Raw genomic sequence first — 24065 nt, forward strand, 5'->3', positions numbered from 1 at the left:
GCAACGGTCTTGTCCGGTATGGCTTGAGGTTATTTGTAGAGATTTAACGCTCATATTTTTGCCGCGGGTGGGGCCGTTGTCTAGTTGGTGGGTGTGGGGTGCGTGTCTACTTTTGAATAAGCCTCATTAAATAGGGTATTTGCTGGTCTAGTGGCTTGTTCAAGGGATGATTGAAGTTTGTTCACTGCGAAGCTACAGTCGGCGGCTGAAAGCGTCACCGGACGCCTCGCCTAAGCACCTGCCTCAAGGAAATAAAAAGGCACACGGGTGCCTAAACTGGGCCAAAGAGCCTCCAATCTTCTAAGATAGAGATAAGCACCCGTGTGCTCGGCACCCCATACACCGGCAAGCGCACGCCCACACACTACAAGGAGACTCACATGGCACAGCAGACCGTTGAGATGGTCCCCGACCTGCCCTACAACAACCACGGCAACACCACCGCCTCATGGGCCATGGTCATCATCATGATTGTCGGCTCAATCATCGGCGCCGTCGGCTTCTGCATCTCAAGCACCCCCATCTTCGTGGTCGGCGTTGCCATCATCGCCATTGGCGTTGTTGCCGGTATCGTGCTCCGTTCAGCTGGCTACGGCCAGGGCGGCAAGCACACCAAGTACCACCACTAAAACCCGAACCCACCCGGGCGAGGCGAGACAAGGGGCACCCCGCACAGACGCGAGGTGCCCCTTGCCTTTTCTTCACACGTGTTCTCACCGGGTGAACCCGTCTGGCAAACGTTCAGCCACCTGAGCGATACTAGAGGGGCACGACTAACCCAACCTGCGCCGTCCGCGCACCAGCACCAAGGGGCACCATGACCGTACTTGATGACATCATCGTAGGCGTCCGCGAAGATCTTGAAACCCGCCGCGCCGCCCTGCCACTTGAAGAGATCAAGAAGCAGGCAGCTGCTCAGGCTCCCGCGCTTGATGCCCTGGCAGCCCTGCGCGGGGCCGAAGCTGGCAGTGTTGAAATTATTTCAGAGGTCAAACGGTCCTCACCGTCTAAGGGCGCCCTCTCCGACATCCCCGACCCCGCCGAACTGGCCGCCGCCTACCAGGCTGGGGGAGCGGCCGCTATCTCGGTGCTCACCGAAGAGCGCCGCTTCAAGGGAACCCTGGCTGACCTGGATGCCGTCCGCGCTGCCGTCAGTATCCCGGTCCTCCGCAAGGACTTCACCGTGGATGAGTACCAAATCTGGGAAGCCCGCGCCCACGGGGCTGACCTTGTGCTCCTCATCGTCGCCGCCCTGGACGACGCCACCCTGCGTCGCTTCCTGGACCTCACGCATGAGCTGGGCATGAACGCCCTGGTCGAAACCCACACCCCCGAAGAAATCGAGCGAGCTGTTGCAGTGGGCGCCCGTATCGTGGGTGTGAACGTGCGCAACCTCAAGACCTTAGAGGTCGATAACGCCAACTTCAGCAAGCTAGCCCCCCTGCTGCCCGCAGACGCCATCATCGTGGCAGAATCCGGCGTTGCCAGCCCCGAGGACGTCGCCGACTACGCCTCACACGGCGCCAAGGCTGTGCTGGTGGGCGAGGCCCTCGTAAAATCTGGCACCCCCACCGAGACCCTGCGCGACTTCCGCGCCGCCGGTGCCCAGGCCCGGCAAACCTGGCTGGGCTCCCAGCCAGCCTAACCCCACACCTGCTTACCCCGCACCGCGCCTGCCGCGCCCCGAGAGAGCCGGGCCCAGGCGTCCGCCCCTATCAGACACTCAATGTTTAGCCCACCGAAGGGAAACCCCATGACTGAAACCCTCGCAGATCAATTCCTGGCCTCGGGCCAGAGCCTCAAAAACGCGCCAGGCCCCTACTTTGGGCAGTACGGCGGGCGCTACATGGCAGAATCCCTGATCGCTGCCATGGACGAGCTCGAAGCCACCTTCAACGAGGCTAAAAACGACCCCGAATTCCTAGCCGAGTTCCGCCGCCTCTCGGCCGAATACTCCAACCGCCCCTCCCTGCTGACCGAGGTTCCCCGCCTCTCCGCCGAAGCCGGGGGAGTGCGCTTCTTCCTCAAGCGCGAGGACCTCAACCACACCGGGTCCCATAAAATCAACAACGTCATCGGCCAGGCTCTGCTGGCTAAGCGCATGGGCAAGACCCGCCTCATCGCCGAAACCGGCGCAGGCCAGCACGGGGTTGCCACTGCCACCGCCGCCGCCCTCTTCGGCATGGAATGCGTGGTTTACATGGGCGAAGAAGACACCGAGCGTCAGGCCCTGAACGTCGCCCGCATGCAGCTGCTGGGCGCAACTGTTATCGCCGTGCAGACCGGCTCCCGCACCCTCAAAGATGCCATCAACGAGGCCCTGCGCGACTGGGTATCCAACGTTGACACCACCCACTACCTACTCGGCACTGCAGCCGGTGCCCACCCCTTCCCCGCCATGGTGCGCTACTTCCACGACGCCATCGGCACCGAAGCCCGTGAACAGTTCCTCGAAGCCACGGGCACCCTACCCACCGGCATCGCAGCCTGCGTCGGCGGCGGCTCCAACGCCATCGGCCTCTTCCATGCCTTCCTGGACGACGCCGACGTTAAGATTTTCGGCTTCGAAGCAGGCGGCGACGGAATCGACACCGACCGTCATGCAGCCACCATCAACCTGGGCCGCCCCGGCATGCTCCACGGCGCCATCACCTACCTCATGCAGGACGAGGACGGCCAAACCATCGAGTCCCACTCCATCTCAGCGGGCCTCGACTACCCCGGCGTCGGCCCCGAACACGCCTACCTCTCAGACATCGGCCGCGTCGACTACCAGGCTGTCACCGACACCGAAGCCATGGACGCCCTGCGCCTGCTCTGCCGCACCGAAGGCATCATCCCCGCCCTCGAATCGGCCCACGCGCTCGCAGGTGCCCTGCGTGTTGCTAAGGAATGGGCGGAGGCGGACCCCGCGACCGCTCACGAGAAGTCCATGATTGTCTGCCTCTCCGGACGAGGGGATAAGGACATGGAAACCGCTCTCAAGTGGTTTGGCCTGGGCAAGGCTATTCCCTCAACCAGCCTGAACGTGGGGAACAAGGAAGCAGCGGCAGAAACCGCCGCGCAGAACGATACGACCGCACAGAACGAAAGCAAGGGCGCCTAATGAGCCACATCGATTTTCAGGACGAAACCCGCTACTCCGTGCGCAAGGGTAGCTTCCCTGCCCCCAACCCCGACTCCAAGCTGGCAGCCCGCCTCGCCGAGTGTAAGGCTGAGGGCCGCGCTGCCCTGATTGGTTACCTGCCGGTGGGCTACCCCAGCGTGGACGAGTCTATCGAGGCTGCCATTGAGATGGGCAAGAACGGGGTCGATATTATCGAACTCGGCCTGCCCTACTCAGACCCGGTCATGGATGGCCCCGTGATTCAGCGCGCCACCGTTGAGGCCATTGAGAAGGGCTTCCGCACCGATGACCTCTTCCGGGCTGTGCGCGAGATTACCGCCGCCACCGACGCTATCGTTCTGGTCATGACCTACTGGAACCCGGTGCTGCGCCGCGGTGTTGATCGCTTTGCTGAGGAGCTAGCTGCTGCCGGTGGTGCCGGTCTGATTACCCCCGACCTGGTACCCGATGAGGCCGCCGACTGGTTTGAAGCCTCAGAAAAGCACGGCCTGGACCGTATCTTCCTGGCAGCTATCTCCTCCAGCCCCGAGCGTCTTTCCATGATTTCGCAGGCTTCAAGCGGCTTTGTCTACGCTGTCTCGGTGATGGGTGTCACCGGCGCCCGCTCGTCGGTGAACACCGCCGCCGAGACCCTGGTTGCTGACCTGCGGGCCGCAGGCGCTCCCGCTGCTTGCGTGGGCCTGGGCGTTTCCAAGCGTGAACACGTGGAAGAAATCGGTGCCTATGCAGACGGCGTGATTGTGGGTACCGCCCTGGTTAAGGCTCTGGCTGAAGGTGGGCCGTCCGCCGTTGGTGCCCTGACCCGTCAGCTGGCTGGCCGCGAGTAGGGTAGGGGTTGTATGACTGCCACTGTGCTTGCTTCTATTCCCTCGCCGTCCATCTCCACTCTTGAGCTGGGCCCCCTGACCATCCACTTCTATGCCCTCTGCATACTGGCGGGCATCGCGGTCTGCATGTGGCTGACCGGTCGCCGCTGGGCTGCCTGGGGTGAAGACCCCGAACGCGTCTGGGACGTTGCCATGTGGGCCATTCCCTCGGGCATTATCGGTGCCCGCCTCTACCACGTGCTCATTACCGACCCCGGCTCCTACTTTGGTGCTGGCGCTGACCCCCTTGATGTCTTCAAGATTTGGGAAGGCGGCATCGGTATTATGGGCGCGATTTCGGTCGGTGGCCTGGGCGCCTGGTACGCCTGCCGCCGCTACGGCATTTCGCTGGCTAAGTTCGCGGACGCCGCCGCCCCCGGCATCATGATCGCCCAGGCTATGGGCCGCTGGGGTAACTGGTTTAACCAGGAGCTCTTTGGCAAGCCCACCACCCTGCCCTGGGGCCTGGAGATTTCGGCGTCCTCACCCAACTTCCCCGACCAGTACCCGGTAGGTACCCTCTTTCACCCGACTTTTCTGTATGAGTCGCTGTGGAATCTTCTTGGTGCCGCGCTTCTGATTGCTCTGGGTCGCCGCGGCATTTTCCAGCTGGGCCAGGTCTTCTGGGCGTATGTTGTCTGGTACGGTTTCGGCCGCCTGATGATCGAGACTTTCCTGCGGATTGATACCGCTGAAATGTTGCTGGGGGTTCGTATCCACGTGTGGACTTCTGGCCTGATTATGCTGCTGGGTATCGTCATGTTCGCGGTCATGGGGTTGCGTGCCCGCAGACGCGGGGAGCTGCCCGGAGCCTATATGGAAGGGGCTAGCGAGTCTAACGTGGACGGGCCCGCCCCGGCGTCCGTTCGCTCCGGCGACTAGAGCACAAGCATAGAAACTGATCCGCACTTATTCTGAAAAGTCCGCAACTAGTTGCGGGTACATCAGAGTAAGTGCGGATTACTTTTTGCTCTGAGCCAGTAATAAATTGATATGCCTGCTTATTAAAAGGTAGGGTAGAGGTAGTCAGCTTCAAAGAGGAGGTAAACATGAAGTACTCATCTTTCCCAAATCTCACAACGGTTCCGGCGTACCTGCTGTCTTCTGCCCTGTACGCGCTGGCAGGTTACGGGCTGCTTGCCTCGCTAGGAACAGTTTTTTCTTTGCAATTTTTCCAGCCTGGGCTAACGGTTTTGTTCGGAGCCTGGTGTGGTGGCGCGCTGGCGTTCTTACCCCTGCACCACCGGGTAAAAGCTGAGCATGAGCAGGCAGGTGGTGCAAAGTGCCGTGGAATGTTCGACTCCTGGCTGCCGGGAAACCCTGTTGAAGCTGTGCTGGCACTTCTTGTATATGGTTGTGCTGTCAATGGTGCTGTATATGTAATTGCGTCAATGGCCGGAGTAGGTTTCACCTGGGTCATGGCGCTCATGGGGCTGGTGGCAGCGCTTCCGGTTGCCGCTGCTGGTTTTAACCGAAACCTGGCTCGCGGTGGTAACTCCTAACCAGGGCGACTAATCCGCATTTATTCTGAAAAGTCCGCAATTAGTTGCGGGTGCATCAGAATAAGTGCGGATTACTTTTTGCTCTGAGCCAGTAACAAATTGATATGCCTGCTTATTAAAAGGTAGGGTGGAGGTGCGTATTATGTGAGCGCGTCAATGACTGGCGCAGGTTTCACTTGGGTCACGGCGCTCATGGGGCTAGTGGCAGCGCTTCCGCTCGCCGCTGCTGGTTTTAACCGAAACCTGGCACAGTGGGAGCGTAACGAATACCAGTAGGTGCGATAAGAGATGGTGTGGAGATATGAAGCGACAGCGTTTACAAGTGCTTCTGTTAGCGGGGGCGATGCTCCTGTCTGGTTGCTCCGCAACTAAACCAAGCATAGATTCAGTGAGCCTGGAACCACCGGCGGATGCTTATGTGTGGACTCCAATTACTGAAGGTTTTGACCGTTCTGAAATAACTCTCTCCCTTGTGCAGGGCAGAGCGTATGTCATTAATGCTCAATGTGGCGGTGAAGAGGGTACCGGCTTTGCTATCGATGTTTTACACGAAGATGGTACGTCTATCGCTAGTTATCAGCTTCAGTGCCCACAGCAAATTAATGAATCTTTAGGTGTGACTAGAGATGAGCGAGTAACTATGGCAGTTTCTGCACTAGACGGAAAAAACCTACCCACGCATAACTCGTATGCGGCTATTCTGGGTGAGGGTGAATAGCACCTACACACTAGAATCTGACCCGCACTTTTTCTGAAAAGTCCGCAACTAGTTGCGGGTACATCAGAATAAGTGCGGATTACTTTTCGCCCTGGGCCAGCCTGGTGAGCAGGGCGGACGCGCGGTGGGCCCGCATGCTCACCAGCGACGAGTTCGTAGAGTCACTGGGCTTCTGCATCGAAGCGTAGAGATAGTAGCCCGCCAAAGCGACAACAGTAGCCTGCAAGAACTCGAGCGCAGGACGCCCGGACGCCGGCATCAGCTCCCTTACCTCGGTGAGGCTCAGGCTAGGATCGGCGATCAGGGCGTCCGTCGCTACAGAAGCGACGTCAAAGTGGGGATTGCCCACCGTTGCCCAGGGCCAGTCAATCAAAACTGCTTCACCAGTGGGGCGAATCAGAATATTGTCGCCCCTCAGGTCTGTATGTACATAGGAGCTTCCTGCCAAGTGGGCAACCAGGTGCTCATCGACAAAGGCGGCAAACTTGGCAGCCTTCTGGTTGACAAAGGGCAATAGGTCTACCAGCTCATGGTAGGAGTCAGTTCCCTGAACGTAGGCCAGCTGCTCTAGGGTCACACCCTGGGTAAGCCTGTGCCAAAAACCGAGTTCTTCGGTCAGGTCCGCTTCAGTGGTCGGCAGCTTGAGCTCCGCATTCACAGGAACCCGGCTCATGCCGTCCAGGGCCCGAAAAACGGCGGCCAGTTCCTCTCTTTGCCAGGGGTATTCTGGGTGCCGCCCCTCGATATCTTCCAGAAGCAGGGCAGCCCAGGCTGTGCCGTCCGCCCCTGAAAAATCACGGGTGGCGAGGACGGCCGGGGTCGGGGTGTTGCTGGGGAAGGACGCGGTGATGCGGCCCTCCTTGCGGTGTAGGTCAGCTGTTTGTGGGTGAAGGGTGGCGTCAACAGCCTTAAGGAAAGCCTTGCGCCCTGTGCGGGTGACCAGGCGGTCTGCGGTGCCCAGGCTGAACCCACCGCTTTGCGACTCGGCCCTGACTACGGTGTCACCTAGCTCTTCTTCCACCCAGGCCTGCACGGAATGAGGGAGGTCCGCCCAGGTGGCACGCTGGGTAAGGGGCACTGGGGAGGGTATCTGATCACTCATGGCTCTAGCTTAGCTACCTTGCTTTTGGGGGTAATAAATTATTGCCGAACTATAGCCCTTAGGGGTAAAAGCGCCGTAACAGAGTAGAAAAAATATCCAACCCCTGGCGCCTGGATGCTCCCAGAATCTAGGCTTTAAGTGAGCCACAACACTCAATCTGCTGTATTTCTAAGGAGCTCTCACATGGCCACCATGAAAGCTGTTGTTGTTTCTGACCGTCTTGATGGAACCGTGGATATCAAAGATGTGCCCGTACCCGAGGTGGGTCACGGTCAGGTGCTTGCCAAGATTGAATACTCAGGTATCTGCCATACCGACCTGCACGTAGCAGCCAGCGACTTTGGCGAAAAACCCGGTCGTATTCTGGGTCATGAAGGTGTAGGTGTCATCACTGAAGTCGGCCCCGGCGTAGAACACCTCAAGGTGGGCGACCGCGTCTGTGTTCCCTGGTTCTTCAAGGGCTGCGGCCACTGCGAATACTGCACGGACGGCCGTGAAACCTTCTGCCGCTCCGTCATCAATGCGGGCTACACAGCAGACGGTGGCATGAGTGAATATACCCTGCTCTATGCTGACTACACCGTCAAGGTTCCCGATGCTCTCGATCCGGTTGAGGCAACCTCCATCACCTGCGCCGGTGTGACCACATATAAGGCCGTGAAGGAATCAGGCGTCCGCCCGGGTCAATGGATTGTCTGCTTTGGTGCAGGCGGCCTGGGCAACCTCTCTGTGCAGTACGCCAAGAACGTCTTCGGGGCTCAGGTTATTGCCGTTGACCTTAATGAAGACAAGCTGCTGCTGGCTAAGGACAGTGGCGCGGACGTGGTCATCAACGCCAAGAACGTTGAAGACGTTGTAGAAGAAATCAAGAACACCACCGGCGGTGCTGGTGCCCATGTTGCTGTCGTTACTGCCGTGGCTAAGGCGGCCTTCAATCAGGCTGTTGACTCCGTACGTGCCGGTGGCACCGTGGTTGCCGTTGGTCTGCCCACCGAGTCTATGGATCTTAACATCCCCCGCCTGGTGCTAGATGGCATCAAGGTTCAGGGTTCTTTGGTGGGAACCCGTCAAGACCTGGCAGAAGCTTTTGAATTCGGTGCCCAGGGTCGTGTTAAGCCCGTGGTTCAGCTCCGCCCGGTCGAAGATGCCCAGGCTATCTTTGATGAAATGCATGCCGGTTTGATTAACGGACGCATGGTGCTCGACTTTACCGGCGCCACCCGCTAGCTTACCTATCTGGTCAGTGGGGTTCTGGGGTGTTCCAGGGCCCCACTTTTCTATCCTCTATATGAAATACCTGTCTCATTTTGCGAGATTTAAAGTTTCAAGTCTGTTTCAATTAGCCGCCTCCACGTAACAATAAACCCTGCATAATTACGAAAATTATTCATGTTCTAATTCGGTTTTCCCTAGGTTGCACAGGGTAAGAATCAAGCAAAAGGCGCTATCTAGTAGGGGAGTAGCTCCCACCTTGCTCATGCAACCTACAGTTGCCTGTTGAATCTTTACACGCAGGGGCGTATAAATTTACACATACGTAACGAAGCCTCTACAGGCTGATGGAAACATCCTCCCGCACCTACCGGAAGCGGGGGAGAACCCCAGGTTCAGGCCCCACAACCGGGCAACCTAGAGCCGCCACACGCTCCATCGTCACAGCGAGGCGACCACCGATATCTCGTGCTGCAAGGGAGCGGCTAAACCACAGGCGTCCTGTGACCACCAGCTCCCGTGCGCCCGCCGTTTAGCCTTCTCCGCTGGCACCAGAGCCCAACGTAAGTAGGAACGGCCCACATGAGTCACACCACGCTCGGCAGTGCAGACCACGCCGATAAGACCTTCACCCAGGACCCCCACACCCTCGGGCACGCCCCCTCACCCTTCACCACTTTTGCCTCCATTCCCGAGGCCACCGGTCTCTATAGCCCGGAGAACGAAAAGGACGCCTGCGGCCTGGCCATGATTGCCACCCTGCGCGGCACCCCCGGCCACGACATCGTTGATCACGCCCTAACCGCCCTGCGCCGTCTGGAACACCGTGGTGCGGTCGGCGCGGACGAAGGCACCGGCGACGGCGCCGGTATTCTCCTACAGATTCCCGATACCTTCTTGCGCGAGGTCGTTGATTTTGACCTGCCCGAACTGGGTAAATACGCCGTAGGTACCGCCTACCTACCCACCGGTGGCGAGAACGCAGATGAACTCAAGGACGGGCTAACCCAGATTGCCCAGCGCGAGGGCCTGCGGGTACTGGGCTGGCGCGAGGTGCCCGTCAATGCGGATATCGTGGGTAAGGCTGCCCGCGAGGTCATGCCCTACTTCGTGCAAATGTTCATTGCAGAAGCCTCAGGTGAGGATCTGGACGCTGTCAACGCCCCCTTTACCGGCCACATCCCCGTGGTCAACCTGGACGAAGATTCAGAGCGCCGCCAGCTGGACCAGAAGGCCTTCCGCGTGCGCAAGCGGGCCCAGCACAAGCTTGGTGTCTACTTCCCCTCCTTCTCATCGCGCACCATCGTCTACAAGGGTATGCTGACCACCGCCCAGCTGGAACCCTTCTACCCGGATCTTTCTGACCCGCGGTTTGCCACCAAGTTGGCGATCGTCCACTCGCGTTTCTCCACCAACACCTTCCCCTCCTGGCCCCTGGCCCAGCCCTTCCGCACCATTGCCCACAACGGTGAAATCAACACGGTCAAGGGCAACCGCAACTGGATGCGGGCCCGCCAGTCCCAGCTCAAGTCCCCGGTGCTGGGCCGCAATCCCGAAGAGCTCTTCCCGATTTGCTCCGTGGGTGCTTCTGACTCCCAGAGTTTCGATGAGGTCGCTGAACTGCTGATGCTCTCGGGCCGCTCGGCTGCCCAGGTACTCATGATGATGGTTCCTGAGGCTTGGGAAAACCACGAGACCATGGATGAAGACCGCCGCGCCTTCTACCGCTATCACTCCTCCCTCATGGAGCCCTGGGACGGACCTGCCGCTATCGCCTTTACGGACGGCGAAAACGTGGGTTCTGTGCTGGACCGCAACGGTCTGCGCCCCGGCCGCTACTGGGTCACCGACGAGGGCCTGGTCATTCTGGCTTCTGAGGTCGGCGTGGTCGACATGCCCGAAGAGAAGATCGTTGAGAAGGGCCGCGTTTCGCCCGGCAAGATGTTCTTCGTTGACACCAAGGCAGGACGCCTGGTGCCCGACGAAGAGGTTAAGGCAGCTGTTGCTGCCGAGCAGCCCTGGAAGCAGTGGGCCGATGAGAACATCGTTGACCTGGCTGATCTGCCCGAGCGCGAGCACATCCGCGCCTCCCGCAAGTCGATCCTCAAGCGTCAGCAGACCTTCGGCTACACCGAAGAAGAACTGCGGAAGATTCTCGCCCCGATGGCCAAGACTGGCGCTGAGCCCATCTACGCCATGGGTACCGATACCCCCATTGCGGTGCTGTCTACCCGCCACCGCCTGCTCTTTGACTACTTCGTGCAGTCCTTTGCCCAGGTGACCAACCCGCCGCTGGACTCCATCCGTGAAGAGCTGGTGACCAGCCTCAAGACCTCTATCGGTGCGGACGGCAACCTGCTGCGTAACGGCCGGGTCAAGGTGCAGCACGTGGGGCTCAACTTCCCGGTTATCAATAACGACGAGCTCGATAAGATTGCCCACATTGAGGACGAGGACGGCATGCCCGCCGCTCTCAAGGTCAGCGGCCTTTACCCGGCTCACGGGGGAGAAGAAGCCCTGCGCGCCCGTATCGCTGAAATCTGTGAAAAGGTTTCTGCCGCGGTAGAACGCGGCGTACAGTTCCTGATTCTTTCAGACCGAAACTCCAACGGCGCCTGGGCGCCCATCCCGTCCCTGCTGCTGACCAGCGCCGTCCACCACCATCTGCTGCGCTCAGCTACCCGCACCAAGGTCGCTCTGATTGTTGAAGCGGGCGATGTGCGCGAGGTGCACCACGTTGCCACCCTTATTGGCTACGGCGCCTCGGCCGTCAACCCCTACCTGGCCATGGAATCAGTAGAAGAGCTGGTAGCCCAGGGCGAAATCACCGGTGTAACCGAGTCTGAGGCTGTTTACAACCTCATTAAGGCTCTGGGTAAGGGCCTGCAGAAGATTATGTCCAAGATGGGCATCTCCACCGTCTCTTCCTACTGCGGTGCGCAGACCTTCGAGGCTCTGGGCCTCTCCCAGCAGGTCGTTGACCAGTTCTTCACCGGCACCCACTCCCAGATGGACGGCGTGGGCCTGGACGTCATCGAAGCTGAAACCCGCAAGCGCCACCACGACGCCTACCCCGACGACGGCGTTTCCGTACCCCACCGCGCCCTGGAAACCGGCGGTGAGTACGACTGGCGCCGCGAGGGCCCGCCCCACCTCTTCAACCCCCAGACCATCTTCCGTCTGCAGCACTCGACCAAGACCCGTCGCTATGACATCTTCAAGTCCTACACCAAGCTGGTCGACGACCAGGCCAAGGACCTGATGACCCTGCGCGGCCTCTTCACCTTCACCGAAGACCGCACCCCCATCTCCATCGACGAGGTCGAGCCCGTCAGCGAGATCGTCAAGCGTTTCTCCACCGGTGCTATGAGCTACGGCTCCATCTCCAAGGAAGCCCATGAGACCCTGGCGATCGCTATGAACCGCCTGGGCGCTAAGTCGAACACCGGTGAGGGCGGTGAGGACGTCGACCGTCTGCTCGACCCCGAACGTCGCTCCGCCATCAAGCAGGTAGCCTCCGGCCGCTTCGGCGTCACCTCCCTCTACCTGACCAACGCCGACGACATCCAGATCAAGATGGCCCAGGGCGCTAAGCCCGGTGAGGGTGGCCAGCTCATGGCTGCCAAGGTCTACCCCTGGGTGGCCAAGACCCGCCACTCCACCCCCGGTGTCTCCCTGATTTCGCCCCCGCCCCACCACGATATCTACTCCATCGAGGACCTCGCCCAGCTCATCTACGACTGCAAGCGGGCTAACCCGTCCGCCCGCGTCCACGTCAAGCTGGTATCTGAAATCGGTATCGGCACCGTGGCCGCAGGCGTCACCAAGGCTAAAGCGGACGTCGTGCTCATCTCGGGCCACGACGGCGGCACCGGCGCAGCCCCGCTCAACTCCCTCAAGCACGCAGGTGCACCCTGGGAGCTCGGCCTGGCTGAAGCCCAGCAGACCCTCATGATCAACGGCCTGCGCGACCGCGTTGTCGTCCAGGCGGACGGCCAGCTCAAGACCGGCCGCGACGTCATCATCGCCGCCCTGCTGGGGGCCGAAGAATACGGCTTCGCCACCGCACCCCTGGTCGTCGAAGGCTGCATCATGATGCGCAAGTGCCACCTGGACACCTGCCCCGTGGGCCTCGCTACCCAGAACCCCGACCTGCGCGCCCGCTTCACCGGCCAGGCAGACCACGTGGTCAACTTCTTTGAGTTCATCGCTGAAGAAGTGCGCGAATACCTGGCCCAGCTGGGCTTCCGCACCCTGGATGAGGCCATCGGCCACGCCGAGGTACTCGACATGTCTCAGGCTATTGACCACTGGAAGGCAGACGGGCTCGACCTGACCAAGGTGCTGACCTCAACCGCCGTCGACTACGAGGGGCAGGGCATCCGCCACCTCAAGGACCAGGACCATGAGCTTGACCAGCACATCGACAACACCTTCATTGCAGCTGCCCAGCAAACCCTGAGCAACCGCACCCCGGTCACCATCGACTCACAGGTGGTCAACACCGATCGCTCCGTGGGCACCATGCTGGGCCACACCGTCACCAAGACCTTCGGCATTGAGGTATTGGACCACGACTCCATCACCCTCAACCTCACCGGCCACGCCGGCCAGTCACTGGGCGCCTTCCTGCCCCAGGGCATCACCATCCGCCTAACCGGTGACTCCAACGACTACGTGGGCAAGGGTCTCTCCGGTGGTCGCATCATCGTGGCTCCGGACGCGGCAGCCCCCCTGGTTGCCGAAGAGAACGTGGTTGCCGGTAACGTCATTGGCTACGGCGCTACCAGCGGCGAAATGTTCATCCGCGGTATCGTCGGTGAACGCTTCTTAGTCCGTAACTCAGGGGCAACCGCCGTCGTTGAAGGTATTGGCGACCACGGCTGTGAGTACATGACCGGTGGTAAGGCCCTGATCCTGGGCTCAACCGGCCGCAACTTTGGTGCGGGCATGAGCGGTGGTACCGCCTACGTGCTCGACCTCGATATGGCCAAGGTCAATAAGCAGTCCCGCGAATCCGGTGAACTCGGCTTCCTGGAACTATCTGAGGACGACCGCGCAGAGGTCGCCCAGCTGCTAACCCGCCACCGCACCGAGACCGGCTCGACCCTGGCGTCCGCCCTGCTCGAAGACCTGGAGGGTACCTACGCCCGCATCACCAAGGTACTGCCGCGCGACTATGCCGCCGTACAAGCTATCCGCGCCGAGGCCGAAGCCGCCGGCGAAGACACCGAATCCATGCAGGTTTGGAACAAGATTTTGGAGGTGACCGCTCGTGGCTGATCCCCGCGGTTTTCTGAAAGTAACCACCCGTCAAGACCGACCTAAGCGCCCCGTACCCGTCCGTATCCTGGACTGGAAGGAAGTTCAGGTCGCCCAGAACTCGGCTGTGCTCAAGACCCAGGCCTCCCGCTGCATGGACTGCGGTGTTCCCTTCTGCCACGTCGGCTGCCCCCTGGGCAACCTGATTCCCGAATGGAACGACCTGACCTGGCGGGAGCAAACCGAAAAGGCCGTTGAGCGCCTGCACGCGACCAACAACTTCCCCGAGTTCACCGGACGCGTCTGCCCGGCTCCCTGCGAAACCTCCTGCGTGCTGGGTATCAACCAGCCCGCGGTGACCATCAAGCAGATTGAATACACCATTGCTGAGCAGGCCTTCGAGGGCGGCTACATCGAGCCCATTATGCCCGACCGCATGCTCGATAAGACCGTGGCAGTGGTCGGTTCAGGCCCCGCCGGTCTGGCAGCTGCCCAGCAGCTGACCCAGGCAGGCTTCACCGTCGCCGTCTTCGAACGGGACGATAAGGTGGGCGGTCTGCTGCGCTACGGTATTCCCGATTTCAAGCTAGAAAAAGATATCGTTGACCGCCGTATCGAGGTCATGAAGGCCGAAGGCACCCGCTTCCGCACCGGCGTTGAAATCGGCAAAGACATCACCTGGGATAACCTCAAGAGCCGCTACGACGCCGTCATCGTGGCCACCGGGGCCACCGCACCGCGCGCCCTGCCTATCCCTGGTGCCGACCTTGAGGGCGTCCACTACGCCATGCCCTACCTGACCGAAGCCAACCGGGTGGTAGCCGGTGACCTAGAAGCCCCGACCATCAACGCCGCAGGCAAGCACGTCATCGTGCTGGGCGGTGGAGACACCGGCTCCGACTGCATCGGCACCGCCGTGCGTCAGGGGGCAGCCTCAATCACCACCCTGGCTATCGGCAAGAAGCCGGGTGCCGAGCGTCCGGAGAACGAACCCTGGCCCATGTTCCCCAAGGTCTTTGAGGTTTCCTCCTCCCACGAAGAGGGCGGCGAACGCAAGTACCTGGCCTCCACCGTCGAATTCGTGGGGGAGAACGGTAAACTCACCGGCCTCAAGGTCGCTGAAACCGAATACCTACCCGACGGCCGCCGCGTGCCCAAGGCAGGCACCGAGCACATCATCCCGGCCGACCTGGTCTTCCTCGCCCTGGGCTTCACCGGCCAGGACAACGACTCCATCACCACCCAGGTGGGTGCAGAACTCGACCGCCGCACCAACGTCGCCCGCGACGAGAACTACATGACTAACGTCCCCGGCGTCTTCTCTTGCGGCGATGCCGGCCGCGGCCAGTCCCTGGTCGTCTGGGCTATCGCCGAAGGACGCGCCTGCGCCGCAGCCGTCGAAAAGCACCTGACCGGCTCCACCCTGCTGCCGGCCCCTGTCGCCCCCAGCGACCGGGCGATTGATTTGGCGCTCTAGATAGAAAGGGAGGCAGATTCACAGCGAAGCTGCTGGCTCGGCGGCTGGCGTGAATCGCTTGTGAGCGAAGCGAACCGGCGAGAGGGTCGGCAGCGAGCGTGAATCTGCCTCCCTTTTCGAACAAAATCGGTAAAGAAACCGGCACCGCCCCAGAGATTCTGGGGCGGGGCCGGTTTTCTGTGGGTGCCTTGGTCTTTCCTTAGGCTAGGGCGGCTACTGCCTCGACCAGCGGTTCAACCTGCTCTTGACTGGAGTAGTCAACGGTTTTGCGGGTGAAGCTGTCGAGCATCTGCTGGTTAGCTTCAGACTTCTTGGGCAGGGCTGCGATGGCTGAGCGGATGCCCACCATCACGGTTTTGTGCTTGAAAGAAAGCCGGGTGTGGTCGAGGCCGCCGCGCAGGTGAAAGGTGCCGAGGGCGTCCTGGACCAGACTCTCGCCCAGGTTCTTGGCCAGCAGGGCATCGAGCTTCTGCTGGCTTGCCCCCGCCAAGCCACTGAACGAGACGGTGAAGAGGGCAAAGGGTTTGACCCTCAGTTCCTGCTCGTACTTTTTGAGCTCCTGGGCGCCGGTGAGGAACCCGCCGTAGTCGCTCAGGCCCGCCACCAGGACGTCCGCGTCGGCTACGGCGCGTTCGGTTAGCTGGTCTAGGGGGAGTAGCTGGGTGGTGAAGCGCCCCTCTAGCTGCTGGCTGATCCAGCGGGCGTACTGCTCGGTGTAGCCGTACTGGCTACCGTAGGCAATTAGTAGTGTTTTCATTGCTAGGAGGCGGCGATGTCGGTCAGGTAGGTTTCAACCTCGGCGATCAGGGGCTTGGTCCATTCGCGGTTGGTGTGGTCGGCGCCGCCGTTTTCGAAGGCTTCGATGAGCTGCTTGTCGTACTCGTTCTGCTTGGGCTTGAGCTTGTAGGCGGTCTTGACGCCGGTGAGGGCGGTCTTGTGCAGCTTGGACATTTCGTCCATCTTGAGGCCCCCGCGGAAGTGGAAGGCGGGTCGGTCGCCGGCAACGTCTGCCTTGTAGCTCTTCATGACGCGCTCGTCGAGGTAGGAGCGGGGGTAGACTTCGGTGCCGTTGAAGGAGACGGTGTAGAAGACGCGGTTGGGCACCTTGAGCATGGCTTCGCGGCGCTTGCGCAGGGTGGGGGCGCCGGTGAGGAAGCCGCCCAGGTAGCTGGCGCCGACGATGAGTACGTCGGCTGCTTCGATCATTTCGTCGGTGGCTTCGGCGACGGGGGAGAGGGTCACCTGCGGTGCGGACGCGTGGGCGCGCAGGTCTTCTGCGATCCAGTGGGCGTAGCGTTCGGTGTGGCCGTAGGTGGAGCCGAAGAGGATAAGGACGTTCGGGGTAGGCATGGGCACTCTTTCATCGGTTTGCGGGTGGGTGGCTAGCTTTGTGTTCTGCATTCAGGATACGTGCCCGGGGCGTGTGCTCTCAAAGCTGACAAGCTAGATAACGGATTTTGTTTGTTTGTGACTGTTTATGTGTGTTTTGGTGGGGTTTATGTCGAATATTTACACAGAAAGTGCCCGATGCCTCCACCAAAACCTCACGAAACAACGTATAATGAGGTGTGGACATGTTGGTTTCATGCTGACTATCTGTGAATATGTTGGTTGTTGGCGGTGGTCAATCCGCTACCGACAGAAACCACACCAAAGGTTCTCAGACCCCTACAAACCTAAGGTTGATTGATGAGACGCGCAAAGATTGTTTGTACTATTGGCCCCGCAATTTCTGCACCCGAGAAAATTGCAGCGGCTATCGAAGCGGGCATGAATGTCGCCCGCCTGAACATGAGCCACGGTGACCACGAGGTTCACACTAACTCATACGCAACCATCCGCGAGCAGGCCGAAAAGCTTGGTCACAACGTCGCGATTCTCGCCGACCTTCAGGGCCCCAAGATTCGCCTCGAAACTTTCAAGAACGGCGCTGAGGTTCTCGAACCCGGTGATACCTTCAAGATCACCATCGAAGATGTTGAAGGCACCAAGGAAATCTGCGGCACCACCTTCAAGGGTCTGCCCGGTGACGTCAAGCCCGGCGATACCCTGCTGATTGATGACGGCAAGATCCGCCTCGAAGCTATCGAGGTTGACGAGACCACCGTGACCACCCGCGTCATCGTCGGCGGTCCCATCTCCAACAACAAGGGCATCAATCTGCCCGGCGTTGCTGTTTCCATCCCCGCCCTCACCGAGAAGGACGAGCGCGACCTGCGCTTCGCCCTGAACCTGGGCGTGGACATCATCGCTCTCTCCTTCGTCCGCTCCGGCGACGACATCCAGCGTGTTCACGAAATCATGGAAGAAGAAGGCCGTAAGATCGCCGTCATCGCCAAGATTGAAAAGCCCCAGGCAGTTGAAAACCTGCAGGATATCGTCGACAGGTTTGACGGCATCATGGTTGCCCGTGGCGACCTGGGTGTGGAGTTCCCCCTCGAAGAGGTTCCCCTGGTACAGAAGCGCGCCATCGAACTGGCCCGCCGCTGGGCAAAGCCCGTTATCGTGGCAACCCAGGTGCTGGAAACCATGATCCAGAACCCCACTCCCACCCGTGCAGAGGCATCTGACTGCGCTAACGCTATCCTCGACGGTGCCGACGCTGTCATGCTCTCCGGTGAAACCTCAGTGGGTAAGTACCCCATCATCACCATCCAGACCATGGCTCGCATCATCAAGTCCACCGAAGAGCGCGGCCTCTTCCGCGTTCCCGAACTGGGCACCTCACCTAAGACCCGCGGTGGTGCTATCACCCGTGCAGCGGTCAACATTGCTGACCAGCTGGATGTTAAGTACATCGCCACCTTCACCCAGTCTGGCGACACCGCCCGCCGTCTGGCCCGTCTGCGTCCGGCCAAGCCTGTGCTTGCCCTGACCCCCGAGCCCTCCGTACGTGCCTTCCTCTCCCTGCTGTGGGGCGTTGAGGCAGCGGTTTCACCCACCGCTAAGGACACCGACGAGATGACCGCCGTTGTCGACCGCTACATGCTGGCTAACGGCCTGGCTCAGGCTAACGACATGATCGTCATGGCTGCCGGTTCACCTCCCGGTGTTGCAGGCTCCACCAATACCGTCAAGGTTCACCGCGTTGGTGACCTTGATGACGCCGGTGCTGTGCTCCCCGAGGCCCGCGAGGCAGTTGGCCCCTACACCGACTAAGGGTTAGCCCGCTCCTAGGAGCTAATATCAAGGCCCCGCCGCTTCATTACGATGAAGTGGCGGGGCCTTCGTCTAGGTAAAATGGTTGACATGACAAATACTTTACTCACTCGCTCCACCGTTATTGATGCCCCCGTTGATCAGGTTCGCGCCCTGTTCGAGGACCTACACGCCTGGGAGAGCTGGTCACCGTGGCAGGAGCTTGACCCCGCTATACAGCAGGCCTACTCCGGTGCCGAACGTGGCGTTGGCGCAAAGATGGCCTGGGCCGGCAATAAGAAGGCCGGTGAGGGCCGCATGACTGTAGTGACGGTGGAGGACAACCTGGTTGAGGTTGATATTGAATTCATCAAGCCCTGGGCTGCTAAGAACCGCAGCCACTTCAAGCTGCAGCCTACCGAGGGCGGTACCGCAGTTGCCTGGTCGATGAGCGGTGAGCAGAACCTGATGATGAAAGTAATGTTCAAGGTCTTTAATATGCAAAAGCGTATCGGTGCTGATTTTGAGCGCGGGCTAGCCCGCCTTAAGGCGGCAGCAGAGGGTTAGGACGCCCGCTGGCACCGCTTGCCTGCGGGAAAGTCCTTTGTCATATAGGGGTCACAGTTGCCTATTGTGATTGATGAATGAACTTTAACCTGACTGACAGGTGTAGACTTGTTGTGGTGATTCAGGACCGGAGATTTGGTTTTGAATCGAACCGCCGTAGGAACCACAAGATCAAAGCCTAGCTTCGGTCTTGTCTCCTCACCAGCCCGCCCGCCCCGTCACGGGGCGGGCGGGTTTTTTATACGCGCTAAGCAGTAGTTCTACTTATCACAGGCGATACCGTCGCCATCGCGGTCAAGCTTGGAACTGTAGGCGGGGTGACCTGCTGGGATATGCGAGTAACCCGCAGCTTTTGCCTCCGCACAAGAGCCAAAACTCAGATTCTCCTGAACGGGAGCTGGCGCCGGCTCAGCAGGGGCCTGGAAAAATTGAGCAGGCTGAGTGGCAACGGGAGGCTCAGGGATAGTTTCAGCAGGAGTCTCAACTGGAGCAGGAGGTGCTACCTCTTCAACTGGAACTGTTTGCTCGGGTGTAGGTTCTACAGCCTGTTCTGTTGCTACTTTAGAAGGAGTGGCGCTCTCGACTCCAGTGGGTGATGGGGACACTGTTACTTCAGGGGTCTCTGATGTAGCTGAAGGAGTTGGGGTAGAAATTTGGGTTGGGCTTGAAGTCTCCTCTGACACAGGCTCAGTACTGTCTCCACCGCTTATCAGCGAACTTAGAAGCGCGAGAATCAGCAGGAATACAAAGATAATCCCTGAACATCCCAAGCAGCCCAGACACCCTAGAAGCCCCTTTTTATTTTTAAGGTTTTCAGGAATCCCCTGCTCTCTGAGAGCTGCTAGTCTATCTGCAGGATGAGAGGTGGGCTGTTGCGTGAACGAGCCCTTTTCGAAAGTGCCGTTGGGTTCTGCATCCAGCTCAGAATAGGGGCTCTCAGATGTAATCTTGGCCCCATAGACGCCTGTAGCGTATTTTGTTTCTCGGGTAAAAGCCCCTTTTTCATAGGTGCTTTCAGGCGAAGAGGAATTTTGCGAAGATTTGGGGGTGAACTTGGAGGTCGTGGCATTGCTAAGCTTCTTGAAACGGTCCACTCCATCGGGAACGATGTCCTGCTTTAGCTTGTCTGCAAGTGACTTGCGGGGCTCTTTCATGAGACTCACCTTCGGTATGTAATGTGTGTAACTCTTATAATACAACTAGGTGTTATACATCAATCCCTATGATTCAACTGCTTCGTCAGTTTTAAAGAGGAGTAAATAATGGCTGATTCAGCTTTGGCTTCAATCCTTTCATGGACCCTGGTAGCGGAATGCCCGATACCTAAAGATATTCCTTCGGTGCTAGCCGACGGTGAAGTGCCTCATGTGGCTTTTAGCACTGTTCGAGATGCAGCAGTCTTCACGAATAAGAGACTTATTGTCCGCGATGCACAGGGGATGACCGGGAAGAAAGTCGAGATGTACTCCATTCCTTATTCTTCAATCTATATGTGGTCAAGCGAAAATGCTGGTCGTTTGATGGACCTCAACGCTGAAATTGAACTTTGGACTAAGGCAGGGCATTTCAAGCTAAACATTGGTAAGAACCTGGACGTTCGAGCAATTGATCGTTTGATAAGCAACTGTGTGCTGGGGGATTAGCTCAGCCCGTACCTGCGGTAATACCGGGGCTAAGGTGGGCGGCTATCTGACTTGTCTGTTAAGCAAAAACTGAAAATCTTTATGCAAGATACAAATTTGCTCAATGTGTAATGGAGCTAGACGTGAGGCATCCGAGTAAGAACCTTATCAGAACGGGGAGAGGAAGAAGCGCACCCAAAACTCCCGTTGGTAAGGGCTTACTAGGATGCCTTGGTTGTCTTGGTTTGATAATTGTTCTTTTTGTGGGATCCGCAGTTATTGCGGGAGTGGTTCAAGCTTTTTCAGGCGGCGGTAGCACTAAGCAAGCTGAAACGAGCTCAAGTTCGGCGTATAACTCGGAGGGTGCAACCCCAACCCCAGTCATTACAGCAGATTCAGATGGGCAAATCTATGATGAGGGAAATGAAGAAAGCATTACCCTTCCGGGCGAAAACCCTGACTTTGCTGAAAATGCTGTTCCTGCTGTTCCTAGCGACACACAGAATACGCCAGATGCTCAAAAATCACTTGAGAAACTCAACCAGCTCGAGGTGAAGGGGCGAGCCCCTAAAACCGGATATGACAGAAGCTTATTCGGGAACAGCTGGGTCGATACTGATAAGAATGGGTGCGACACCCGCAATGATATGCTCCGCCGTGATCTCGTTGGAACCACGACTAAGCCAGGTACTAGGGGATGTGTTGTACTCAGTGGTAGTCTAAGTGACCCTTATACGGGTAGTCTCATCTCCTTTATGCGTGGGAAAGGTACCTCGGAAGCCGTGCAAATTGACCATGTGGTAGCGCTTTCGGATGCTTGGCAGAAGGGCGCACAAAAATTAACTGAAGAGCAACGTATCGCATTCGCTAATGACCCTATCAATCTGCTGGCAGTAGATGGCCCCACTAATCAGCAGAAAAGTGATGGTGATGCAGCTACCTGGCTGCCTCCAAAGACTTCATTCCGCTGTGAATATGTATCAAAGCAAATTGATGTCAAAGCAAAGTACGGTCTATGGGTTACTGAGGCAGAAAAAGTAGCTATGACTGATGTCTTGACATCCCCGGATTGCGGAGCACGGGCTGAGATACCTCAGTCGGAGCCTGCTTATGAGGAACAGGTAGCTCCTGCACCTATTGAAGAAAGCGCTCCAGCCTATTATGTTCCACCTGTCGAGCAAGCTCCTGTTGTGCCCGAAGCACCAGTGCAATACTTCAAGAACTGCACTGAAGCCCACAATGCCGGGCGCTATGACATACCTGCTACTGACCCTGCGTACAGACCAGCCCTAGATGGTAACAAGGATGGAGTAGCTTGTGAATCAAGATAGCTGGAAAACCTAAGGCCCTATTATGATTTTGAATGACCTGGGGGTTTGTTTTGGTGCCTAGGTACCCTGCTGGTGGCGAAAACAGCTAACGTGACAACTTTGGTACTGCCGAGGTGAGCTACCACCGGCTGACTTCATCTCCGTTGGAGGGCATGTATGCTGACTTCCAGATACTGCTGAAACCTGGGATAAAGCCTATGCCTGCTGGCGGTTCGCGGGGTTTTGCGGGGGTGGTGGTTTTACCCTTGATGCTTATCTTGAGACGTGGCCTATACATGTGGAATACGTGAAAGAGATTGGAGAAGCTGCCTGAGCGCAGTAAATGCGATGAAATGCGATGAGGGGAGCCCGCCACCTGGGAAGGTGGCGGGCTTCTTTATTACGTGGGCGGGGAGGGAAAATCTTGGCGACACTCCCCAAATATCCTACAAGCGCAGGGTTAGCCTTTACCCTTTAAAAGACCCATTCGCTCACACACATTTGGAGTGTCAACAATGAAGAAGATTCTCACCACTACCGCCGCTCTCGCTATGGCTTTCGGTCTGGCTGCTTGTGGTTCAAGCACCAGCACCACCTCAGCAGAGACCAGCAGCGCTGCCGCTGAGACCTCCGCCGCCGCGGCTGCAGAGGAAACCACCGAGGCGGCAGCAGAAGAGACTACTGAGGCTCCCGCTGCTGAAACCCTAACCCTGACTGCAACTAACACTGGCAAGGGCACCGTATCTTGGGGTATTGGCGGCTCCATGAATACCGCTGAATTCGAGGGCGAATGGACCCAGCAGATCGAGCTGACTGACGAATTCGACATGGTCACCCTGACCGTCCAGGGCGACTACATGGTCGACAGCAACGACCTCAAGTGCACTATCACCGACGCTAACGGCGAGGTCATCGATGAGGCTACCGGCACCGGCCAGGCCGCTCTTGCTTCCTGTAACTTCACCGACTCTTTCTAATCGAATAATTCTGGCATAGGAAAGCCCCTGCCCACTCTCATGGGCCGGGGCTTTCCTATGCCATAGATTCTAGAGCCAAGCTGGCCGGTGAAACAGACGGTAAAAGAACTTACCCCATGTGCCCATTTGCTCGTATCGCTGAATCTCTTGGGAACGAGTGTTCAAATCATCAATTATCTGCTGGCTTTTACGCATCCGCTCTTCATGTTCTGCTTGCAGACGTGGCTTAGCTTCCTCCCAGTAGGTCAGGTTTTTTGCGTTCGCTTCCCTGAGGGTGTTCATTTCTGCCTCAAGTGAGTGAGCATTGTAATCAGTTTGAGTCATTCTTCCACCTCCCAGCAATGAGATCTTCAAGTAGCTGAATCAAGCTATCTAAAGAAGCCTGGTACTCCTTCAAGCTTGCAACGGATTCTGTTTCTCTAGATTCTACAGAACTAAGCAAGTAATCGAGTTTCTTTTGAGTAAATTCACGTTGGAATTGTGTAAGTTGAGTAGGGCTTACGGTCTCAGCTAAGTCTGAGATGCGATTATCATTTAATAGTTTTTTCAGGTTGACGTGGGAAGAATTTATAGAGTTCAGGAGAACTTCGACTCTTCGCCACACATCTTGTTCGATGAACTTCTTATGATCTGCCAACTCTATTGCTAGCTCGGTATCGTTTGCAGATAAACCTTTATCCTGCGCGAACTGGTCAATCATCTTCCCAGCAGCCATCGATTCCAATGAGGGGCTACCGTCGAAGCGTGAAACTGCCCATTGGATGCGATCTTTGAAGTCAGCTCGTTTTGACTCTTCTTTTCGAGCTTTATTTGTTCCCCATGCAATCCAGGCAGCAACACTTGCTGCAAGGACAGCTAGAGCGTTTGTGTTCCTTGAAATCTCACCGATAAGTCGCCACTGCTCTGATTTCAGGTCAACAACAGACGTGAAGAACCAAACAATGATGTTGATACTAATCGCGAACGCAACGATGAACCAGAGTGTCACTCCAAGCGGGTATAGCCAGCGCCATCTAGAATTTGCCATCTTATCTACTTAGTGACTTCAATCCCACCGGGGGTGGGACTGTCAGGAAAACGGTGTAAACCCTCCCAACCCCAACAGGAGAAAATAACACCATGACAACAGAACACCAACTCGCCCAAAACCTCATCACCCAAGCCAAAGAACAAGGCCTAGACCTC

At 58.1% G+C, this 24065-nt stretch carries 21 protein-coding genes; 15 read left to right on the top strand and 6 right to left on the bottom strand.

What is annotated here, in order from left to right; all coding sequences use genetic code 11:
• Nucleotides 1-380: 380 nt before the first annotated feature.
• From L7A20_RS11515 to L7A20_RS11545, 7 genes are all read left to right on the top strand, one after another.
• The gene (locus tag L7A20_RS11515; RefSeq protein WP_237185301.1) at nt 381-629 is read left to right on the top strand and encodes an HGxxPAAW family protein; all 249 of its coding nucleotides are present in this window, start codon (nt 381-383) and stop codon (nt 627-629) included.
• A 188-nt stretch (nt 630-817) separates the two neighbouring features.
• Nucleotides 818-1645, top strand: a complete 828-nt coding sequence (trpC, locus tag L7A20_RS11520) for an indole-3-glycerol phosphate synthase TrpC (RefSeq protein WP_237223629.1) — start codon at nt 818-820, stop codon at nt 1643-1645.
• A gap of 108 nt (nt 1646-1753) precedes the next feature.
• Nucleotides 1754-3106 (top strand): tryptophan synthase subunit beta, encoded by a 1353-nt coding sequence (gene trpB / locus L7A20_RS11525; protein ID WP_237198868.1) that lies wholly within the window; start codon nt 1754-1756, stop codon nt 3104-3106.
• Nucleotides 3106-3954: a tryptophan synthase subunit alpha gene (trpA, locus tag L7A20_RS11530; protein WP_237198867.1), complete on the top strand. Its 849-nt coding sequence runs from the start codon at nt 3106-3108 to the stop codon at nt 3952-3954. Before trpB ends, trpA begins: the two co-directional genes overlap by 1 nt.
• A 12-nt stretch (nt 3955-3966) precedes the next feature.
• Entirely contained in the window at nt 3967-4875 is a 909-nt protein-coding gene (gene lgt / locus L7A20_RS11535) for a prolipoprotein diacylglyceryl transferase (protein WP_237223630.1), read from the top strand.
• A gap of 167 nt (nt 4876-5042) precedes the next feature.
• Entirely contained in the window at nt 5043-5495 is a 453-nt protein-coding gene (locus L7A20_RS11540; protein ID WP_237223631.1) for a hypothetical protein, read from the top strand.
• Nucleotides 5496-5796: 301 nt separating this feature from the next.
• A complete protein-coding gene (locus tag L7A20_RS11545) occupies nt 5797-6213 on the top strand; it encodes a hypothetical protein (RefSeq protein WP_237223632.1) in 417 nt (138 codons plus the stop codon).
• Between the two features lie 79 nt (nt 6214-6292).
• Here L7A20_RS11545 and L7A20_RS11550 read toward each other — a convergent pair whose 3' ends face one another.
• Nucleotides 6293-7315 carry an aminoglycoside phosphotransferase family protein gene (locus L7A20_RS11550; RefSeq protein ID WP_237223633.1) on the bottom strand — a complete coding sequence of 341 codons (1023 nt, stop codon included), beginning with the start codon at nt 7313-7315 and terminating at the stop codon, nt 6293-6295.
• 183 nt (nt 7316-7498) lie between these two features.
• On the opposite strand from L7A20_RS11550, the gene adhP reads away from it, so the two are divergent.
• The 3 genes from adhP to L7A20_RS11565 all read left to right on the top strand — a co-directional run bounded on the left by adhP (nt 7499) and on the right by L7A20_RS11565 (nt 15266).
• On the top strand, nt 7499-8542 hold the full coding sequence (gene adhP, locus L7A20_RS11555) for an alcohol dehydrogenase AdhP (RefSeq protein ID WP_237185293.1): 1044 nt from the start codon (nt 7499-7501) through the stop codon (nt 8540-8542).
• A 567-nt stretch (nt 8543-9109) separates the two neighbouring features.
• On the top strand, nt 9110-13810 hold the full coding sequence (gene gltB, locus L7A20_RS11560) for a glutamate synthase large subunit (protein ID WP_237223634.1): 4701 nt from the start codon (nt 9110-9112) through the stop codon (nt 13808-13810).
• Nucleotides 13803-15266, top strand: coding sequence for a glutamate synthase subunit beta (locus L7A20_RS11565; protein WP_237223635.1), 1464 nt, complete (start codon nt 13803-13805; stop codon nt 15264-15266). Before gltB ends, L7A20_RS11565 begins: the two co-directional genes overlap by 8 nt.
• 199 nt (nt 15267-15465) lie before the next feature.
• On the opposite strand, the gene L7A20_RS11570 is transcribed toward L7A20_RS11565, so the two are convergent.
• The gene (locus tag L7A20_RS11570) at nt 15466-16023 is read right to left on the bottom strand and encodes a flavodoxin domain-containing protein (RefSeq protein ID WP_237223636.1); all 558 of its coding nucleotides are present in this window, start codon (nt 16021-16023) and stop codon (nt 15466-15468) included.
• Nucleotides 16024-16025: 2 nt separating this feature from the next.
• Nucleotides 16026-16616 (bottom strand): flavodoxin domain-containing protein, encoded by a 591-nt coding sequence (locus tag L7A20_RS11575; protein WP_237223637.1) that lies wholly within the window; start codon nt 16614-16616, stop codon nt 16026-16028.
• A gap of 339 nt (nt 16617-16955) precedes the next feature.
• Here L7A20_RS11575 and pyk point away from each other — a divergent pair, with 339 nt between their 5' ends.
• Both pyk and L7A20_RS11585 read left to right on the top strand, forming a co-directional pair.
• A complete protein-coding gene (gene pyk / locus L7A20_RS11580; RefSeq protein ID WP_237223638.1) occupies nt 16956-18425 on the top strand; it encodes a pyruvate kinase in 1470 nt (489 codons plus the stop codon).
• A gap of 90 nt (nt 18426-18515) precedes the next feature.
• A complete protein-coding gene (locus tag L7A20_RS11585) occupies nt 18516-18971 on the top strand; it encodes an SRPBCC family protein (RefSeq protein ID WP_237223639.1) in 456 nt (151 codons plus the stop codon).
• Between the two features lie 260 nt (nt 18972-19231).
• On the opposite strand, the gene L7A20_RS11590 is transcribed toward L7A20_RS11585, so the two are convergent.
• Nucleotides 19232-20125: an excalibur calcium-binding domain-containing protein gene (locus L7A20_RS11590; protein WP_237223640.1), complete on the bottom strand. Its 894-nt coding sequence runs from the start codon at nt 20123-20125 to the stop codon at nt 19232-19234.
• A gap of 108 nt (nt 20126-20233) precedes the next feature.
• On the opposite strand from L7A20_RS11590, the gene L7A20_RS11595 reads away from it, so the two are divergent.
• From L7A20_RS11595 to L7A20_RS11605, 3 genes are all read left to right on the top strand, one after another.
• Complete coding sequence (locus L7A20_RS11595) at nt 20234-20614, top strand: PH domain-containing protein (RefSeq protein ID WP_237223641.1); 381 nt, start codon at nt 20234-20236, stop codon at nt 20612-20614.
• A gap of 224 nt (nt 20615-20838) precedes the next feature.
• Nucleotides 20839-21924, top strand: coding sequence for a GmrSD restriction endonuclease domain-containing protein (locus L7A20_RS11600; protein WP_237223642.1), 1086 nt, complete (start codon nt 20839-20841; stop codon nt 21922-21924).
• Nucleotides 21925-22418: 494 nt separating this feature from the next.
• Nucleotides 22419-22880: a hypothetical protein gene (locus tag L7A20_RS11605; RefSeq protein ID WP_237223643.1), complete on the top strand. Its 462-nt coding sequence runs from the start codon at nt 22419-22421 to the stop codon at nt 22878-22880.
• A gap of 69 nt (nt 22881-22949) precedes the next feature.
• Here L7A20_RS11605 and L7A20_RS11610 read toward each other — a convergent pair whose 3' ends face one another.
• Both L7A20_RS11610 and L7A20_RS11615 read right to left on the bottom strand, forming a co-directional pair.
• Nucleotides 22950-23204 carry a hypothetical protein gene (locus L7A20_RS11610; protein WP_237223644.1) on the bottom strand — a complete coding sequence of 85 codons (255 nt, stop codon included), beginning with the start codon at nt 23202-23204 and terminating at the stop codon, nt 22950-22952.
• On the bottom strand, nt 23191-23907 hold the full coding sequence (locus tag L7A20_RS11615; protein ID WP_237223645.1) for a hypothetical protein: 717 nt from the start codon (nt 23905-23907) through the stop codon (nt 23191-23193). The genes L7A20_RS11610 and L7A20_RS11615 overlap by 14 nt, the downstream gene beginning before the upstream one ends.
• Nucleotides 23908-24065: the final 158 nt, after the last annotated feature.

Source organism: Rothia nasimurium (genome assembly GCF_928381415.1).
Lineage (GTDB): Bacteria > Actinomycetota > Actinomycetes > Actinomycetales > Micrococcaceae > Rothia > Rothia nasimurium_H.